This is a genomic window from Allobosea sp. (assembly GCF_036675845.1).
Lineage (GTDB): Bacteria > Pseudomonadota > Alphaproteobacteria > Rhizobiales > Beijerinckiaceae > Allobosea.
Window position 1 is genome coordinate 1 of the sequence record NZ_JAKFED010000117.1, and the last position, 17,470, is coordinate 17,470.

Annotated in this window: 15 protein-coding genes; 3 read left to right on the forward strand and 12 right to left on the reverse strand. The window is 66.9% G+C overall.

The window, feature by feature from the left end:
• The 10 genes from V6M56_RS12380 to V6M56_RS12425 all read right to left on the reverse strand — a co-directional run.
• On the reverse strand, window positions 1-314 hold a 314-nt coding region (locus V6M56_RS12380; RefSeq protein ID WP_332684097.1), incomplete at its 3' end, for a hypothetical protein.
• Window positions 315-478: 164 nt separating this feature from the next.
• Window positions 479-3,187, reverse strand: coding sequence for a type VI secretion system ATPase TssH (gene tssH / locus V6M56_RS12385; RefSeq protein ID WP_332684099.1), 2,709 nt, complete (start codon window positions 3,185-3,187; stop codon window positions 479-481).
• A gap of 9 nt (window positions 3,188-3,196) precedes the next feature.
• On the reverse strand, window positions 3,197-4,297 hold the full coding sequence (gene tssG, locus V6M56_RS12390; RefSeq protein ID WP_332684100.1) for a type VI secretion system baseplate subunit TssG: 1,101 nt from the start codon (window positions 4,295-4,297) through the stop codon (window positions 3,197-3,199).
• On the reverse strand, window positions 4,294-6,255 hold the full coding sequence (gene tssF / locus V6M56_RS12395) for a type VI secretion system baseplate subunit TssF (protein ID WP_332684102.1): 1,962 nt from the start codon (window positions 6,253-6,255) through the stop codon (window positions 4,294-4,296). Before tssF ends, tssG begins: the two co-directional genes overlap by 4 nt.
• Before the next feature lie 6 nt (window positions 6,256-6,261).
• Entirely contained in the window at window positions 6,262-6,849 is a 588-nt protein-coding gene (locus tag V6M56_RS12400) for a type VI secretion system baseplate subunit TssE (RefSeq protein ID WP_332684105.1), read from the reverse strand.
• A gap of 180 nt (window positions 6,850-7,029) precedes the next feature.
• Window positions 7,030-7,512 (reverse strand): Hcp family type VI secretion system effector, encoded by a 483-nt coding sequence (locus V6M56_RS12405; protein WP_332684107.1) that lies wholly within the window; start codon window positions 7,510-7,512, stop codon window positions 7,030-7,032.
• A 155-nt stretch (window positions 7,513-7,667) separates the two neighbouring features.
• Window positions 7,668-9,170, reverse strand: coding sequence for a type VI secretion system contractile sheath large subunit (tssC, locus tag V6M56_RS12410; protein ID WP_332684109.1), 1,503 nt, complete (start codon window positions 9,168-9,170; stop codon window positions 7,668-7,670).
• Between the two features lie 11 nt (window positions 9,171-9,181).
• Complete coding sequence (tssB, locus tag V6M56_RS12415) at window positions 9,182-9,718, reverse strand: type VI secretion system contractile sheath small subunit (RefSeq protein ID WP_332684111.1); 537 nt, start codon at window positions 9,716-9,718, stop codon at window positions 9,182-9,184.
• 238 nt (window positions 9,719-9,956) lie between these two features.
• Complete coding sequence (locus V6M56_RS12420; protein ID WP_332684112.1) at window positions 9,957-11,438, reverse strand: type VI secretion system protein TssA; 1,482 nt, start codon at window positions 11,436-11,438, stop codon at window positions 9,957-9,959.
• A 56-nt stretch (window positions 11,439-11,494) separates the two neighbouring features.
• Window positions 11,495-11,974, reverse strand: coding sequence for an OmpA family protein (locus V6M56_RS12425; protein WP_332684113.1), 480 nt, complete (start codon window positions 11,972-11,974; stop codon window positions 11,495-11,497).
• 181 nt (window positions 11,975-12,155) lie between these two features.
• Between V6M56_RS12425 and V6M56_RS12430 the strand changes: the two genes are divergently transcribed.
• The 3 genes from V6M56_RS12430 to tagH all read left to right on the forward strand — a co-directional run bounded on the left by V6M56_RS12430 (window position 12,156) and on the right by tagH (window position 16,040).
• Window positions 12,156-14,015 carry a type VI secretion system Vgr family protein gene (locus V6M56_RS12430; protein ID WP_332684115.1) on the forward strand — a complete coding sequence of 620 codons (1,860 nt, stop codon included), beginning with the start codon at window positions 12,156-12,158 and terminating at the stop codon, window positions 14,013-14,015.
• Between the two features lie 36 nt (window positions 14,016-14,051).
• Complete coding sequence (locus V6M56_RS12435; protein ID WP_332684117.1) at window positions 14,052-14,609, forward strand: DUF6931 family protein; 558 nt, start codon at window positions 14,052-14,054, stop codon at window positions 14,607-14,609.
• 63 nt (window positions 14,610-14,672) lie between these two features.
• The gene (gene tagH / locus V6M56_RS12440; protein ID WP_332684118.1) at window positions 14,673-16,040 is read left to right on the forward strand and encodes a type VI secretion system-associated FHA domain protein TagH; all 1,368 of its coding nucleotides are present in this window, start codon (window positions 14,673-14,675) and stop codon (window positions 16,038-16,040) included.
• Between the two features lie 127 nt (window positions 16,041-16,167).
• Here tagH and V6M56_RS12445 read toward each other — a convergent pair whose 3' ends face one another.
• Both V6M56_RS12445 and V6M56_RS12450 read right to left on the reverse strand, forming a co-directional pair.
• Window positions 16,168-16,941 (reverse strand): hypothetical protein, encoded by a 774-nt coding sequence (locus V6M56_RS12445; RefSeq protein WP_332684120.1) that lies wholly within the window; start codon window positions 16,939-16,941, stop codon window positions 16,168-16,170.
• Window position 16,942: 1 nt separating this feature from the next.
• On the reverse strand, window positions 16,943-17,419 hold the full coding sequence (locus tag V6M56_RS12450; RefSeq protein WP_332684121.1) for a PAAR domain-containing protein: 477 nt from the start codon (window positions 17,417-17,419) through the stop codon (window positions 16,943-16,945).
• Window positions 17,420-17,470: the final 51 nt, after the last annotated feature.

Genomic DNA, 17,470 nt, shown 5'->3' on the forward strand with positions numbered 1-17,470 from the left:
TGGGCCACGATCGCACTGACCAGGCGCCGCTGCACCGCCTTGAGCTTCTCGTCATAGCTGCTTTGCAGGAAGGCCTGCTCCTGTTCCAAAGCAGCGACGCGGCCCTTCTCCTGATGGAGCAGATAGCCGGTCACGCCGGCACCGGCGCAGGCCGCGACGGCGATGCACCACGGCAGCAGGCCGCCGCGCCGGCGCGGCGAACCGCCCGCCCCCGAGCCGCGCAGCCGCCTCGGCGGCGCGCTTTCCGGCTCGACCGTCGAAGCCGGAACCGGAGCAGCCGGTTCGTTGCGCCGTTTCAGCCGAACGGGTTGCATGATCGTCGTTCCAGAGCACCGCTGTCAGGCCGAACCTGTCGGCGAAAATCAGCCGGTGACGCACCGCGACGCTGCGTCACCATGCCGAACCAAGAGTATAGCGCAAACAGCACCTGGCGGCGATGCTTCGTACTCGACACGCCGGCGCGGTGCGTGCTGCCAGATCAGGAACAGGCGTAGCGGAACTCCCCATTCTCGACGCTGACGCTCGCCTCGGTCAGCGGCTTCTTCTCAAGCTGCAGGTTGAGGATGCTGCGCGAGAGCGCCGGCAGCATCGAGTTGGTGATGATGTTGTCGATCATGCGCCCGCCCGAATCCGGATCGTTGCACTGGGCGACGATGTGCTCGACCACGGCGTCGTCATAGCGGAAGGCGGCGTTGTGGTTGTCGCGCAGCCGCTTGCCGATGCGGCCGAGCTGGAGCTTGACGATGCCGCCGAGCATCGCGCCAGAGAGCGGGTAGTACGGGATCGTCACCAGGCGCCCGATCAGCGCCGGCGGAAAAACCTTCAGCAAAGCGGGCCGCAGCGCCACTGCGAGCTCTTCGGGGTCGGAGCGGCTCGCCTCGTCGCCGGCCAGGCGCATGATCTCGTCGGTGCCGACATTCGAGGTCAGGATGATCAGCGTGTTCTTGAAGTCGATGCGCCTTCCGGTGCCGTCCTCCATCTGGCCCTTGTCGAAGACCTGGAAGAACAGCTCGTGCACATCGCCATGGGCTTTCTCGACCTCGTCGAGCAGCACCACCGAATAGGGCTTGCGCCGTACCGCTTCCGTCAGCCGCCCGCCCTCGCCATAGCCGACATAGCCGGGAGGCGCGCCCTTCAGGGTCGAGACGGTGTGGGCCTCCTGAAACTCGCTCATATTGATGGTGATGACGTTCTGCTCGCCGCCATAGAGCGCTTCCGCCAGGGCCAGCGCCGTCTCGGTCTTGCCGACGCCGGAGGGGCCGCAGAGCATGAACACGCCGATCGGCTTGTTCGGGTTGTCGAGCTTGGCGCGGCTGGTCTCGATGCGCTTGGCGATCATCGCGATGCCATGCCCCTGCCCGACCACCCGCTTGTTCAGCGTCTCGGCGAGCTTGAGCACGGTCTCGATCTCGTCCTTGACCATCCGGCCGACCGGGATCCCGGTCCAGTCGGAGACGACGGAAGCGACCGATTGCTCGTCGACATGGGCATAGATCATCCGGCCGGCCGGGTCGATGGCGCCCAGGGCCTGGAACTTCTCCTTCAGGCTGGCGCGCGTCGCCTCGGGATCGGCAGGAGCTTCTGCCGGAGCCGGCTCGGCCGCCCCCTCGCCGTCGCCGGATGCAGGGGCGGCCGCCTCGCCAGCCGGCTTCTCGCCGAGTTTGCCGCGCAGGAGCGTGATCTCCTCGACCAGCGCTAGCTCGGAGGCCCAATCGGCCTCCAGCCTCTCCAGCCTGGCCTTCAGCTCGGCGCTCTCCTCCTCGATCGCGGTGAGGCGCTCATCAGTGGCGTCGCCGAGATCCTTGTCGGCCTCGAGCGCCGCCTTCTCGTGCTCCAGCGCCGCAATGCCGACGCGGGCATCCTCGATCGCGGCCGGGACGGCGGTCTGGCTGATGGCGACGCGGGCGCAGGCCGTGTCGAGCAGGCTCACCGCCTTGTCGGGCAGTTGTCGCGCCGGGATGTAGCGCGACGAGAGCTGGACGGCGGCGACGATCGCGGCGTCGGAAATGCGGACCTTGTGGTGCTTCTCCATCGGCCCGATCAGCCCGCGCAGCATGGTGCAGCAGCGGGCGACATCCGGCTCGTCGACCTGGACCGGCTGGAAGCGCCGCGTCAGCGCCGGGTCCTTCTCGAAATACTGGCGGTATTCCGACCAGGTCGTCGCCGCGACCGTCCGCAAGGTGCCCCGGGCCAGCGCCGGCTTCAGCAGGTTGGCGGCGTCGCCCGTACCGGCCGGGCCGCCGGCGCCGATCAGCGTATGCGCCTCGTCGATGAACAGGATCACCGGCGTCGGCGAGGCCTGGACCTCGTCGATCACCGAGCGCAAGCGCTGCTCGAACTCGCCCTTCATCGAGGCGCCGGCCTGCATCAGGCCGATATCGAGGGCGCAGACGCGCACCCCGCGCAGCGGCGGCGGCACATCGCCCGAGGCGACGCGCTGGGCAAAACCCTCGGCGATTGCCGTCTTGCCGACGCCTGCCTCGCCGGTGAGGATCGGGTTGTTCTGGCGCCGGCGCATCAGCACGTCGATGACCTGGCGGATCTCGTCGTCGCGGCCGAGGATCGGGTCCATCGTGCCCGAGCGTGCCTTGACGGTGAGGTCCTGCGAGAACCGGTCGAGCGCCGTCGTGCCCTTTGCCCCCTCGGCCTGCTCGGCGCCGGGGGTGCCGGCGGCGCGCAGGCCGGAGCCGTCCATCGGCCGCAGGTTCTCTTCTTCCGAGTCCTTCCAGAGCTTGGCGTGGCCGGCGGCCAGCTCCTCGACCGGGATCTTGCCGAACTCCCTCGAGATCGCCGTCAGCGCCCGGCGCAGCTCCAGCGATTTCAGTGCTGCGACCAGGACATGGCCGGTCCGGATCTGCGTCTCGCCGAAGAACAGGGTGGCGTAGTGCCAGCCGCGGTCGAGCACGTCGACGACGTTGTTGGCGACGCCCGGCATCTCCGTTTCGTTCTTGCGGAAGCCCTCGATGACGCCGCCGATATCGGTGGCGAGCCGCGCCATGTCGAGGCCGTAATGCTGCGCCGTCAGGCCGATATCGGTCGAGCGGCGCTGCAGGATCTGGGCGAGCCAGTGCGCCAGCTCGACATTGCGGTTGCCGGCCCCCTTGGCCTGACGCAGAGCCTGGATGAAGGCCTCATAACCGACGCGGTTGAGTTTGCCGGTGACGGCTTCGAGACTGATGTCGGCCATGTCTGTCCCCTATCGTCGGTCTTTTGGGCGTGAATCTTGGCTTTGCCGGCTACGTTTCTGGCGCATCCGCTCGGCCGGATGGAAACGGGCGTCGCGCCGGAGCGTGCCATCGGCCACGTCCCAGTTCGGCGAGATCCAGCTCGACCAGCCGAGCGCCCCGAAGCGCCCGAGCTGGGCCGGCCTGACCTTGCCGACCGGCAAGGCGAGCTCGACATCCCATTCGAACTGCTCGCCGAGATAGAAGAAGACCGCATCGGCCAGCGGTTCGCAGCGATCGCCATTGGGCAGGAAGCGGTTGAACTGCTCCATGTCGCGCGCCACGATCCGCAGCCGGAACTTGTCCTCGACGCTGTAGACGCTGGCGCCGACCAGGGCATTGCTCCCGAGCGCGCAATGCCCGAGACCGAGCTTTGTGCGATCGGCCGGATCGAACGCCAGCCACATGCCGACGAATTGCTCGACCTCGACCTCGATGTCGAACAGCCCGGCGAGCAGGCTGCGCAGGCGCGACGCAGATTTGGCCTGCGCCCCGGTCAGCCCGGCATGGGCGAGCTTCTCGGCATCCGGCACGCTGTCGAGGTTCTGATAGGGCTTCGAGCCGAGCCCGGTCATGCTGCCGACATAGGCGGCGAAACGGTCGAGATCGGGCCGGTCATGCTGGGCGATCGGCCGTGAATCCGCCCAGGCCCGGAAGAAGAGCTGCAGGAAGCGGTGGTTGAAGATGTCGAGGAAGCGCGGGAAGGCGTCGTCGCGCGCGATCTGCCAGTGATAGCTCTCCTCGGTGGTCGCCAGCGGCAGCGCCCCCTGCGGCCCGAGCAGGCCGAGGAACTTGACGAACAGCCGCAGCCGCCCCTGCCCGTCCCGGTCGGCCTCGGCAAAGGTCGAGGCCGGAAAATCCATATAGGCCTGCTCGCCCAGCGCCAGATACTCGTCGCGCCGCGCCGCCACGTCGCCGATGCGCTCGCGCTCGGGAAAGCTGCGCTCGATGCGCCGCAGCACCGCATAGAAATCGTGGCGCCAGGGCTCGGCCCGCAGGGCTTCGACGAAGGGCGGCTCGACGCGCACGCCTTCGAACGCGGCGACCGGGACCGTATCCGTGTCGTCGTTCACAGGATCCGCCTCGCGCCGGCGCGCGGCGGCCAGCGCATCACCTCGCCGCGCTCGACGGTGCGGATCACCGTCTGGGTAAAATGGTTCATCGCGGCATACTCGGCGAGGAAGCGGTCGAGGATTGCGCCGAGCAGGAAGACGCCGCTGCCCTCGAAGGCCTTCTCGTCGAGCATCACCGTGACCTCAAGGCCGCGGGCCGCGCCGGTTCCGGCCCTTTGCGGGAAGCGCCTGACGACCGGCCGGCTGTCGACACTCTTGATGCCGCGGATGCGGCGCTCGGTGGCCCCGTCGGCGAGATCGGCAAAGAGCGCCAGCAATTCGCGCAAGGCCTCGCCATTGCGCCCGGCACCGTGCTGGACCAGGCCGAGCTGGTTGAGGCTGAGCAGGTTGATCAGGCGCCAGGTGACGACGCCGGTGCTCGCCGTTTCCGAGCGCAGCCTGAGTTGCGAGACGATCGGCTCGCGTGGCGGCGTCGGCCCGGCGAGGCAGCCGATATCGAGCGCGACATTGTCGATCAGGCGGAAATCGGCTCCGCCCGTTCCCGTCGGCAGATGCTCGGTGAGGTGGCGGTTGGAGCAGAGCGCCCGCACGCTGAGTTCGGCGACGGAGGCCGCATCGGCGATGGTCGCGGGCTCGACCAGCGAGACGAACATCTCCGTGCCGGTATAGTCGGAGGCGCGCCCCTCGCGCCGCTCCGCCGCCGAGCGCCGGCGCGGCAGGCGGCGCTGCGTGTAGAGCAGCCCCAGCGTCGGCGAGGCGCCTTCCGGCGAGGAGTAGAGCGGGTGCACCCGCTGCTTCTCCCGCCCGCCGACATAATGGGCATAGACGTCGAGGATGCTGTGCGGCTCGTAATCGAGCATGCGGCTGCGATCGGGCACGACATGGTATTCGTGCTCGTTCTTGCGCACCGGGATGCGGTCGGTCGTCTTCTCGAACAGGTTGACGGCCGGCGCGGCATAGAGCGCGAACATCTCGCGCTGCACGGCGGCGGCCAGGCGCGTATTGACCTCGTCGAAGACGAAGATGACGTCGACCGTCCTGGCCTTGAGCCGCGACATGATCCGCTCGAGCCCGCCGAGCCGGAAGCCGAGGAATTTGCGCGGGAACCAGAAGTATTCGCGCAGCAGGTCGAAGCCGCGAAACACCCGTGTATCGGCCGGCAGCAAGGCCTCGTCCTCATCGAAGCCGATCTGCTCGAGCGCGCACTCGGCTCCCGAGGTGATGACCGGATCGCCGAATTCGTCGAGATGGCGGAAATAGATGCCGACGCAATCGGAGAAGAGCTGCTCGTAAAGGGCGATCGCATCGGCCTCGTTGCCGAGCAGATGAACCTTCAGCTCCCGGCATTTGCAGCCGGCAAACCAGCTCGTCGGCAGTTTCGCGGCCTGCGCCGGGCTGGGTTCGTCGGCCGGGTCGGTGGCGATCCGATGGGTCAGCGACAGCCGCAGGCCGGACAGCACGCGCGCATCGGTCTGCAGGCCCAGGGCCTGCAGCGGGCCGGGCGCGGGAATGTATTCGGCCGCCGCGACATCGAACGGCCAGAGCGTCACCTCCGAACCCAGCCGGTAGCGGCAGGCGACGCGCCGGTCCCGCTCCAGATAGGTCGCGTCGAGATAGGCCCCGCGCGGGATGCGGACGCCCTCGCGCAGCGCCGGATCGGCATAGAGCGGCATCACCCCGGCGAGCAGCGCCGAGGGCGTCGGCGCCAGGTAGTTCGGGATCAGCTGTTCGAGCAGGTTGTTGGTGAATTCGGGAAACTCATGCTTCAGCTTGAGCTGGACGCGCGCCGCCAGGAAAGCGGCGCCCTCCAGGAGACCGCGGACCATCGGGTCCATGCGCTCGCCGACCAGGCCGCCGAGCCGTTCGGCGATCCCCGGATATTCCTCGGCGAACTCCTTGCTGTGCTCCTCGAAAAGGCGCAGCTCGCGATTGTAGAAGTCCAGGAACTCTTGGTTCATGAGGCGCTATCGGTTCTTGATCGCGATCTTGCCGGTGTCGAGCTCGACATCGGCGACGAACTGCACCGGCACATTGACCGGTTCGCAGTTCAGGTCCGCCCGGACCAGGAAGCGGATCTTCAGCTCGGCCTTGTCGATGCTCTCGTCGCGCTCCACGGCGATCGATTGCCGGATCAGCCGCGGCTCGTAGCCGAGCAGGACATCGGCCAGTTCGTCCTTGATCGAGCCGACGCGGTATTCGTCGATCGAGCGGTTGGTGATGTCGGGAAAGCCGTGGTTGAGCACGGAGCGCCTGACATGGTCGAAGCCCGAAAGATCGGTCGAGGACGCCAGGTTGGTGGTGTTCACCAGCGCGTCGAGGTCGAGGGCGATCTCCTGGCGCAGCTTCTGCTCGGTGATCGCGGCGCGCGGCGCGGCCCGGCGCCCGGCGATCACCCTCTCGCCGCCGGCATCGCGCAGATCGAGGGGCGTCTTCGCATCCTTGCTGCGATGCGCCTCCCGGAACGCGAACATCAGCGGTGGACGCAACCTGTTCTTCGCTCTCGCATCCATCACCGAGCACTCCAGCAGCCGGTCGTCGTGATCGGGCGGCACCGCGCCCGATCATGGCTTCTCCGTGTGCACGCAAGCGAGCCATCGGCTCCCGCGCCCTTTTTCCGAAGCCGGCTAGCGACCGGCTGAAACGCGGCCGCTGCGGCGCCGCAAAAAGGCAGCCGCAGCGCTCCCGCGCCATCACGAGCAAGGCCCGGCCGCAGGCGCGGCCGGGCCAGCGCGTTACTCCTTGTTCGCCTTGATATCCCAGGTACCGGTCGAGGGTGCGCCGAGCGTGCCGTCATCCTTCTGGAACTTGTACTCGTACTTGATCTTGGCGAAGTTCAGCGAGAATTGGTCGGTCGGCACGGGGTTGCCGCCGGTGCTGTCGCCGGACTGATAGCTCGACACGAGCAGGTCCTGCAGGGTCACGGTATAGAATTCCTGCTGGTCCTTGCCCTGCTTGCGGACGAACAGCACGGCCTTCTTGATGTGCTTGCCCGAGGCGCAGGACAGCATCAGCACGGGCGAGGCCTTGCTGACATTCGCCGTGCAGTGCAGGTCCTGGAAGCTGACCTTCCCGGCGCCGCCGCCGGTTCCGGCTGAATGCGAGCCGGAATTGCTCGCCCCCCAAGAGAAGGATTCGATCTCGATCGTCTCCTTGTGCTTGGAATCCTGGCTCTCGCCTTTGATTCCTTCGATCTCGAGCAGGAAGTCGCTTGCCATCTTTCTCTCCAGTGATTGGTCGTCGTGAGACGAACTTGATTGCGAAGGCGCATCGCTCGCAGGGTCGTACCGGCGCGCAACCGCTCAGCCCTGACGCGACTGGCGCAGGGTAGGCTCAGGCTGGAGACTCCGCGCGCCGGGCGGCGCGCGACGCCTTAATTCTTGGGCGCGGGCAGGCGCGAGACCAGGCTCAGGCCGATATCCATCCCCTCGAGCTGGAAATGCGGCCTGAGGTAGAACTTGGCCGAATAGTATCCGGGGTTCTCCTCGTCTTCGAAGACGTCGATGCGCGCATCGGAAAGCGGACGGCGCGCCTTCGTCTCCTCGCTGGAATTGACCGGATCGCCGTCGATATAGTCGGTGATCCATTCCTGCAGCCAGCGACGCAGGGGTTCGCGCTCCTTGTAGGAGCCGACTTTGTCGCGCACCATGCATTTGAGGTAGTGCGCGAAACGCGAGACGGCGAACATATAGGGCAGCCGCGCGGACAGATTGTCCGACGCGGTCGCGGCGACGCCGTCGGGACCGAAGAAGGCTTTCGGCTTGTAGAGCGACTGTGCCCCGATGAACGCCGCCTTGTCGGTGTTCTTGCGATGGATCAGCGGGATCAGCCCCGATTTCGCCAGCTCGGCCTCGCGCCGGTCGCTGATCGCGATCTCCGTCGGGCATTTCAGGTCGACGCCGCCATCATCGGTCGGGAAGGTGTGGGTTGGCAGGTTCAAAACCTCGCCGCCCGACTGCACGCCGCGGATGCGCGTGCACCAGCCATACTCCTTGTAGGCGCGGTTGATGTTCACGGCCATCGCATAGGCGGCGTTCATCCAGGCGTATTTCTCGCCCTTGTGCCCGTCGGTGTCCTCCTCGAAGGCGAACTCCTCGACCGGCTCCGACTTGGCGCCATAAGGCACGCGCGACAGCACGCGCGGCAGGCACAGGCCCATATAGCGGGAGTCCGCTGCATCGCGCAGCGACTTCCAGGCCGCGTAGTCCGGCGTGTCGAAGACCTTGCCGAGATCGCGCGGATTGGAAAGCTCCGTCCAGGTATCCATGCCCATCAGGGTCGGATCGGCCGCGGCGAAGAACGGGGCATGCGCCGAGGCCGCGACCTTCGAGAGGTCGCGCAGCAACTGCACGTCGGTCGCCACATGGCTGAAGTGATAATCGCCGATCAGGCAGCCGAAAGGCTGGCCGCCGAGCTGCCCGAACTCCTGCTCATAGACCTGCTTGAAGAGCGGGCTCTGGTCCCAGCGGGCGCCGGGATAGGTCTTGAGGTTGCGATAGAGTTCGTTCTTGCCGACATTCATCACCTTGATCTTCAACTGCGAGTCCGTCTCGGAGTTGAAGACCAGATAGTTGAGACCGCGCCAGGCGCTCTCGATCTTCTGGAATTCGGGTGCGTGCAGCACCTCGTTCATCTGCTCGGTCAGCTTGGCATCGAGCCGCGCGATCATCTCCTCGATCGTGTCGAGCACGTCGTTCTTGATCAGCGTCGAGTCCGCGAGCGCCTGGTTGACCAGGGTCGCGACCGCGTTCTCGACTTCGGTGGCGGCCCTTTCCGTCTTCGGCTTGAAGCTTTGCTTCAGCACCGTTGCGAATTCATCGGGGTCGCGGGTCTCAGCCGTTGCTATACCGGGCTGCTGGATTTGTGCTTCCGCCATGGCCGCCTCGCTTAACCGTTGCCGTCTTGCTTGTTGCTCTCAGTCGACTTTTCGCCGAGCTTGTCCTTCAGCGCCGCCATCAGCTGCGGATCGGCGAGCAGCGCCTTGATCTGGTCGCTCGCCGCCATTTTGCCGTCCATGTAGCGCAGCAGGTTGGCGAGTTGTTCGCGTGCCTCCAGCAGCTTGGCCGTGGCCGGGATCTGGCGGGCGATCGCCGCCGGATTGAAGTCGTCGAATTTCGAGAACTTCAGCGCCACCGAGAGCTTGTCGTTGCCGTCCCCACCGAGCTTGTTGGAGACGTTGAAGGCGACGCCCGGCTCGATCGCCGCCATGCGCTGGTCGAAATTGTCCATGTCGATGTCGAGGAACTTGCGTTCCGAGATGTCCGATTTCTCGACCGCCGAGGCATTGCCGGAAAGATCGGCAAGGACGCCCATCACAAAGGGCAATTCGATCTTCTGCTCGGCGTTGTAGGGGTCCTCATAGGTGATATGGACCCGCGGTGGCCTGTTGCGACGAATGAACTTTTGCCCTGAATCTCCGGCCATCGTCAGTGCCCCTTCCTCTAGAGGCATCACGCAAAGGCAGCGCGACGCCACGCCAAGTCACCAAGCTCGCTATACCATACACAATTGCCGTCAGCTTGACAGTTCCTGTCGAACTGCTCGCATCGTGCTGGTCGGTTGCGCCGGCCGGTCGCGGCTTCGGGTATCCGCAGTCACCGGCAGATGCGAGGGCGACGATCGCAAAAGGAGTGCCTGCCCGGGCGGGCAGGCATCCAGCTGCCTATTCGTCGCTGCTCTGACGTATGCCGACTTCAGGGAGGATATCGCTGAGCAGCGACATGAAATCATGCTGCGCGAGCGCGCAGGCTTTGTCCATCAGCAGCGGAATGGGGTTCGACGGCTCGACCTGCCGGTAGAACACCGCCACCGCCTTCATCCGGCTGACCGCCTCGGCGCGGGTCGCGGCCGTCACGGCTGCCGGCGCCGATGCGGACACTGGTTCGGCGGGCACTGGCCTGGCGGGTCCGGCCGGCTGGTCCGCCGCCTCGCTCCCGCCTTCCCCGGCCGCGCCCTCGGCTTCCGCGGCTTCGGTCTCGCCCTCCTCCGCCGTCGCTTCCTCCCAGGCCTCGCTCGCCTGCTCGTCCTCGCCGGAGCCGTAGCCTCCGGAAGCGCCGCTGTCGTCGTAGCCGTCCGAGGCGTTGAGCCGTTCGAGCGGAAGCTGGAACCGGGGCTCGGTCCCGATTTCGAGGATCGCCTTGTCGACATGCTCGGGGAACATGATCTGGATCACCTCGATCAGCGACTTGCCGATCAATCGCTGCGCCTGCCCGATCAGCAGCACTGCCGGGCTCGAGGGTTCGGCGCGGCGGAAATAGGCGAGGCAGGCGCCGAGCGCCGCGCGCGCCTCCGGCACCGAGGCGCAGGAGCCGGGCGGCAGGACAGCCCCTGCAGAGGCCGGGGCCGGCGCCGCTGCATCCGCCACTGGCTCGCCGGCCTGGTCCGGCGCCCGGCGGCCGACGACCGGCTCCAGGAAGCTGATGATCTGGCTAACAAGCCCCGAGAGGCGTGGGAAGCTCACCGCCTGGTCGACCCCGGCCCGCTCGACCCAGATCGTGCGCACCTGGGCGATCGCATCGCGAATGGCGACGACATGGCCGAACATCGCGGTCAACTCGCCGATATCGGCATCGGCGAGCGCGCTCTGGATCGCGCTCGCCTCCGGATGCTGCTCGTCCTCGCCGGCCTGGATGGCCCCCGTGGCGACGAGCTGGCTGCGGAAGGCCAGCGGGCCGATCCGGCGGCTGATCAGGAGCGGCGCATGCTGCAGCGGAAGCACCACCGTGGCGAGCTCGTCGAGGCTCTGCAGGGCGACTTCGCGCAGGATGAAGTCGCCATCCTCGGCGCGCGGGTGGATTTCGTCCCAATGCGCCAAAAGACCGTCGGCGATCAGTCCCAGGCAGGCGGAAAAGCCGGGAATGTCGCGGTTGAGCAGGCACAGCTTGCCGGCGATCACCAGGACGCGGACATCGCGGCTCTGCTTCAGGATCTTGTCGAGATCGGCGAACGCCACCGGAAAATCGATCGTCGTGCGGTCGAAGGCGACCTGCCGCCCGTCGTCCTCCCGGCGGAAATAGGAGGTCGGCAGCGCCACTTCGAGGCGTGCCATCACGTTCATAAAATCGGGATCGCCGTCCGGATCGGGCCCGCACGGATCATCCGCCGAAACCGGCCTTGCCAGATCAGCGAAATTCAGCGCCGCCATGGGCCCTCTCGGTCAGTGCGCGGATGCCGAGAGGCGGCCGGCAGGCGTCCCGTTGCTCACTCGACCTGGATCCGCGTCTCGACGCGGCGATTATCGCCCGCGAACGGATCGGCGACGATCGGCTTGCTCTGGCCATAGCCGCGCGGCACCAGCTTGGCGGCATCGACGCCACGCTCGCTCAGATAGCTGACGACGGCTTTCGCGCGCCGTTCCGACAGGTCGAGGTTGTAGTCGGCCGAGCCGCGGGCATCGGTATGGCCCTCGACCAGGAAGCTGTTGGCCGCCAGTTTCGGGTCCTTCAGCGCCTTGGCGAACTCGTCGAGATTGCTCTTGGCGTCGGCCTCGAGCACGTCCGAATTGTATTTGAACCTGACCACCAGGTCGAAGGCGGCAGCCGGCTTCACCACATGGCCGGCCTTGTTGCATTCCGCCTCGGTGCCGACGCAGAGCCCGCGCGAGACGCCGAGATTGGGCGTGCCTGCCCCGAAATGCTTGACGATGTCATCCGCCTTGTAGCTCTGGGATTGCGCAGGCAATGGTGAAAATGCCCATAACCCTGCGGCAAAAGCGGCACTGACGATGACAATGGCCTGCTTGCGCACGGTCTTCCTCCCGTTTAGTTTCGCGTTGGCGGTTGAAGACTGAGGGCGTGGATTATGACTCGCAGCGCCCGCTGCGTCAATGTCGTGTCCGACCGCAAGCCACGAGGTTTCGTTGATGCCCGCCGAACTTCGACAATCCAAAAGACTTGCCTCTTTCACGACTCCTCTTGGGCAAGATTTCTTTTCTCTTCTTAAATTCGAAGCTCGCGAAGCTTTGAGCGAATTGTTCGTCTATCAGGTCGATGCGGTAAGCACGACTGCCGATGCGGACCTGCAAAGCATCATCGGCGAGAAATGCTCGGTCAAGATGACTTTGAAGAACGGCCAGGAGCGCGTCTTCAACGGCGTGCTGGTCGACGCGCAGTGGCTCGGCCGCGAGAACGACATCGACAGCTACCGCTTCATTCTTCGTCCCTGGCTCTGGCTGCTCTCGCAGCGCTCGGACTGCCGCATCTTCAAGAACCAGACGCCGATTGAGATCGTCGAGGCGATCTTCGGCAAGGAGGGCAAGGCGAGCTTCGCCGACCGCGTCAGCGACAAGCCGGGCAAGATCGACTACTGCGTGCAATATCGCGAGACCGATCTCGACTTCGTGCTGCGGCTGCTCGAGAAGCACGGGATCTACTATTATTTCAAGCACACGGACGACGACCACAAGCTCGTCCTCTCCGATGCCCGCACCTCGCATGATCCGGTCACCGCCGCCGCCGAGCCGACCTTCGCCGGTGCCGGCACCGCCTACCCCTTCATGCCGAAGGACGGCCGCCAGCGCCGCCATATCGAGCATCTGACGCAATGGTCGACGCTGCGGCGCCTGCGCACCGGCAAGATCGAGCTCAAGGACTATGATTTCGAGAAATCGACCTCCGACCTGACCGCCAAGGCCGAGGAGGGCTTTCCGCGCACCAAGGCCTATGAGAGCTTCGACTATCCTGGGGCCTATCTCGACCGCGGCAAGGGCGAGCGTTTGGCCAAGGTGCTGGTGCAGGCCGAGCAGGCGCAGGACGAGCGCCGCCAGGCCATGGGCGAGGCACCGAGCCTGCATCCCGGCGCGCTGATGAACCTGGGCGGCCACCCGGTCGGCGGCGAGAACAAGGAATATCTCGTGGTCCGCGCCATCCACACCTACGGCGTCCAGAGCTATCGCTCGTCGAAGCGCACCGACGATGCGATCTATCACGGCTCCTACGAGTTCCAGAAAGTCGACAAGCGCTTCCGCGCTCCGCTGACGACGCCCTCGCCGGTGATCGTCGGCCCCGACACCGCCAAGGTGGTCGGCGAGAAGAACCGGGGCGAGGAAGGTGACATCGACGTCGACAAGTATGGCCGGATCTGGCTGCGCTTCCACTGGGATCGGGAGAAGGAATCGACCTCCTGCCGGGTCCGCGTCGCCCAGGTCTGGGCCGGCAAGAACTGGGGCGGGCAGGTCATTCCGCGCATCGGCCAGGAGGTGGTGGTCGAGTTCATCGAGGGCGATCCCGACCGGCCGATCGTGACCGGCACCGTCCCCAACGACCAGCACATGGTTCCCTACGACCTGCCGGCAAACAAGACGCAGTCCGGCTTGAAATCCGAATCGACCAATGGCGGCGGCAAGTCCGGCAAGTTCAACGAGATCAAGTTCGAGGACCTCGCCGGCAAGGAGGTCTTCTCCATGCAGGCGCAGAAGGACCACAAGACGGAGGTCTTCAATATCGAGACCCGCGATGTCGGCAAGAAGTTCGAGGGTGGCCCCACCGACTTCGCCCGCACGACCCAGATCATGGGCGGCAGCGACAAGCTGCACGTCACGAACGGCAAGTACTATCTCGAGGCGGCGATGGAGATCAAACTGGTCTGCGGCCAAAGCGAGATCGTGATGACGCCGATGAGCATCACCATCAAATCGACGATGATCAAGGTCGACGGCGTAATGACCGAGGTCCACGGCAGCGCCACCACCACCATCACCGGCGGCATCGTCAAGATCAATTGAGCAGGATCGACCGAGCAAGGATCGACTGAGCAAGACATGTCCCGGCTCCGCTTCAGCACGGCCCGCGAGGTTTTCGAGGCTTTCCCCGACCTGCGGGAGTTCGTCCGCACGCCGCCGACGACCGAACCGCCCTTGACCTTCCTCGCGCGCCTCGCCGGGGGCGCCGAGCCGAAGGAGGCGGTCGGCTTCTGCGCCTTCATCCTGCCGCGCCGCGAGGCGGTCTGGTGGGCGGCGCAGACCGTGCAGCGCATCCGGCCGCCGGGCGCCGCGCCGGACCCCGGCCTGCAGGCGGCCGAGGCCTGGGTGCGCGATCCCAGCGACGGCTTGCGCTGGGCCGCCCTCGCCGCGGCCGATGCGGGCGACAGCGAAGAGCCGGGCACCTGGATCGCCCGGGCGGCGGGCTATTCGGGCGGCAGCATGCTGGCGACCCATCCGGTCCCCTGCCCGCCCGACCTCACCGCCAAGATTGTGCGCCTCGCGGTACTGGTCGCGCTCGGGCGCGTTCCGGAGCGCGACCGCGACGCCGCATTGCGAAATTGCGTCGAAGCATGCATTCGTTTGGTCGATGACGAAGGCGGCAGGACGAAATCATAGCGCTGACCGGGCGAAGCCGCCGCGGCCGCAGGGACCTTGCGGCGGCGATACGGGCATTCCGACATGGCTCTGACGCTGACGATCGAGAACGAGACCTCGCTGCCCGATGGCGGCCCGCTCAGCGTGACCCTGAGCGGCGGCCGCGGCCTCGACATCGGCCGCGACCAGCATCTCGACTGGGCGCTGCCCGACCCGACGCGCGCCATTTCCGGACGTCACTGCGAGATCCGCTATCGCGACAACGCCTATTGGCTGCGCGACATCTCGACCAACGGCACCTTCGTCAACGGCGGCGCCCACCGGGTGCAGTCGCCCTACCGGCTGCAGCATGGCGACCGGCTCGAGATCGGCCACTACATCATCGCGGTCGCGATCGACGAGGCCGATCGCCAGGCCGCGGCCACCGCCGAACGCCCGCCCGCTCCGCCGCCACCGGGCGAATCGCTCTGGGACGGCAATGGCGACGAGGCGCCGCCGATCGCCCGCCGCGACCTGATGCCGCCGCAGAGATACAAGCCGGTCCATGCCGGCTTCATCGACTGGGCGACGGACATTCCCAATCCGGCCGAGCCGCCGCAGCAGGCCTTCGCCCCGCCCTCGCCGGCACAAGCGCCGCCGCCGCGGCAGGACGATCTCGCCTGGGCGCCCTATCAGCCGCCGCCGGCGCCGGCATCCGAGCCGATCGCCCCGATCCCGACACCGCGCCGGCCGGGCGGCCAGGCCGCCGCCGGCGATCCGTGGAACGAGGCGCCGGCAGCCGCCCCGCCGCCGCAACGGGGCTTCGACGCGCCCTTTGAACCACCGCCGCGGCCGCAGGCCCCGCCTGCCGCAGGCCCCGCCGCAGCTTCGATCTCGCCGGCCGAATTCATCGCCCGCTTCGCGCGCGGCGCCGGGCTGCCGGTCGAGGCGCTGTCCTGGCAGGATCCCGGCGCCTTCGCCGAGCAGACCGGGGCGCTGATGCGCATCGTCGCCGTCGAGCTGAAGCAGTTGCTGGCGGCGCGCGCCGAGAGCAAGCGCATCGCCCGCAGCGCCAACCAGACGATGATCCAGGCGCAGGACAACAACCCGCTGAAATTCTCGCCAACCATCGAGGATGCGCTGCAGCTCATCTTCGGCCGGCCGACCAGCGGCTATCTCAACGCCGAGAAGGCCTTCGAGGAGAGCTTCAAGGACCTCAAGATCCACCAGATCAAGACCTATTCGGCGATGCAGCACGCGCTGCGCATGCTGGTCGAGGATCTCGACCCGCAGGCCGTCTCCGAAAGCATCGGCTCCGAGCGCGGCATCGAGGGCCTGCTGTCCTCGCGCAAGGGCAAGCTCTGGGATGCCTATGTCGCGCGCTGGGAGGCCAAGACCGCCCCTTACGAGGACGGGCTGGTCGACGCCTTCATGCTCTATTTCGCCGAATGCTACGACCGCGGCGGGCGCTGAGCCTCGCCGGGAGTCAGAGCCGGATCCGATCAGGTTGGATCAACCTGATCGGTGAATCCGCCTCTAAACTATGGATGGAGAACGCGTGATCCGATCAGATTGCCCAGCAATCTGATCGGCGCGTGCTCTACGCTCCGACCAGATTCCGGATCGCCCGCGGCTCGAGCTCGGGCGGCATATCGTCGAAGCTCGCCCGGTAATAATCGAGCATGCTGAGCTGCTCGAAATTGTTCCAGCTCTCCTCGTCGTTCATGGCGGTGCCGCGCTCTTCGAGGTTCAGGAGCGTGTTGTAGTCGGCGCCGCCAGGCTCGCCGAAGACCAGGGCCGGCGGCAGCGGTTCGGACCGCAATTCGTGCTCGGCCGCGGCGATCGCCGCCAGCGCGCCAGGCGCCCAGACGCGGTTATAGGCGTCGGCGACATCCCGTTCCGATGCGCCGGGCGCGGTCAGCACATGCCGGCAGGCATCGGCGAAGGCGTCCGTCATGCCGTTGCGCTCGGCGATCCGGTCGGCCGCGTTGAAATTGGCATGGATCGGCTCGACATAGGCGAACTCGTTCTGGAGCAGCCGCGCCGGCTCGCCCTGCAGATAGAGCCAGGGATTGGCGCCGTCGATGACGATCTGTCCCGGCAGCAGATGGGCCGCCTGGTTCTCGCCCGAGGCGCTGAAGAACTGCTGCTCGGCACCCTTGCAGATCACGATCGGCTGGGCCGAGAGCGGCAGGCCCGTCCTGCCATCGGCCCGGATCAGCAGCATATAGGCCAGCACCTTGGCGACGCGCGAATTGCGCGAGCGGCCGTGCCAGATCGCCAGCTCGACATCCGAGACGCTGCGCTCGACGCGCAGCAGGCGGAAGCGCTCATAGCCCGAGACGATCCGGTCCGGCGAGCTTCGGCGTCCCATCTCAGCCGCCGATCAGCACGGTCGGCATGCCGAAAGCGATCTTGTTCGGCGGCCCCACGGCCTCGATGATGGTGTCGCCGACACGGCAGGCGGAGAGACCGTTGATCAGCACGGTCAGCGAGCCGTCGATGACGACGCCCGGCCCATGCGGCGGGATCGGCAGCGGCGTCGCGCAGATATGGATGTCGGCGCCGCCGGCCGCGCCCGAGATCATCGAGCCCATGCTGGCGGCAGCCGCCGCCTTGGTCGTCTCCTCGGCGGCCTTGGCGGCGGGTGCGCCGGGCGTGCCGGCCGCAGCCAGCGTCGCCACCTCGGCCGCCTGGATGGTGGCGTCCGAAGTGGCCTTCGCCGACTGGATCGCAGCGGCTGCCGCCGCCGAGACACCACGCCATGCCGGCTTGCCGCCGATGATGACGTTGAAGCTGCCGGGCCCGGGCTGCAGCACGCCCGGCAAGGGATGGATGACGGGGTCGAGAATGCGGGCGGCGGGCCGCCCTCCGCCACCTCCACCGCCCCCGCCTCCACCGCC

Bases quoted from the DNA above. Each gene is read 5' to 3' on its own strand.
- tssF (WP_332684102.1), bottom strand. From the start codon at position 6,255: ATGAACCAAGAGTTCCTGGACTTCTACAATCGCGAGCTGCGCCTTTTC.
- V6M56_RS12405 (WP_332684107.1), bottom strand. From the start codon at position 7,512: ATGGCAAGCGACTTCCTGCTCGAGATCGAAGGAATCAAAGGCGAGAGC.
- tagH (WP_332684118.1), top strand. From the start codon at position 14,673: ATGGCTCTGACGCTGACGATCGAGAACGAGACCTCGCTGCCCGATGGC.
- tssC (WP_332684109.1), bottom strand. From the start codon at position 9,170: ATGGCGGAAGCACAAATCCAGCAGCCCGGTATAGCAACGGCTGAGACC.
- tssH (WP_332684099.1), bottom strand. From the start codon at position 3,187: ATGGCCGACATCAGTCTCGAAGCCGTCACCGGCAAACTCAACCGCGTC.
- V6M56_RS12430 (WP_332684115.1), top strand. From the start codon at position 12,156: ATGCCCGCCGAACTTCGACAATCCAAAAGACTTGCCTCTTTCACGACT.
- V6M56_RS12445 (WP_332684120.1), bottom strand. From the start codon at position 16,941: ATGGGACGCCGAAGCTCGCCGGACCGGATCGTCTCGGGCTATGAGCGC.
- tssB (WP_332684111.1), bottom strand. From the start codon at position 9,718: ATGGCCGGAGATTCAGGGCAAAAGTTCATTCGTCGCAACAGGCCACCG.
- V6M56_RS12420 (WP_332684112.1), bottom strand. From the start codon at position 11,438: ATGGCGGCGCTGAATTTCGCTGATCTGGCAAGGCCGGTTTCGGCGGAT.
- V6M56_RS12435 (WP_332684117.1), top strand. From the start codon at position 14,052: ATGTCCCGGCTCCGCTTCAGCACGGCCCGCGAGGTTTTCGAGGCTTTC.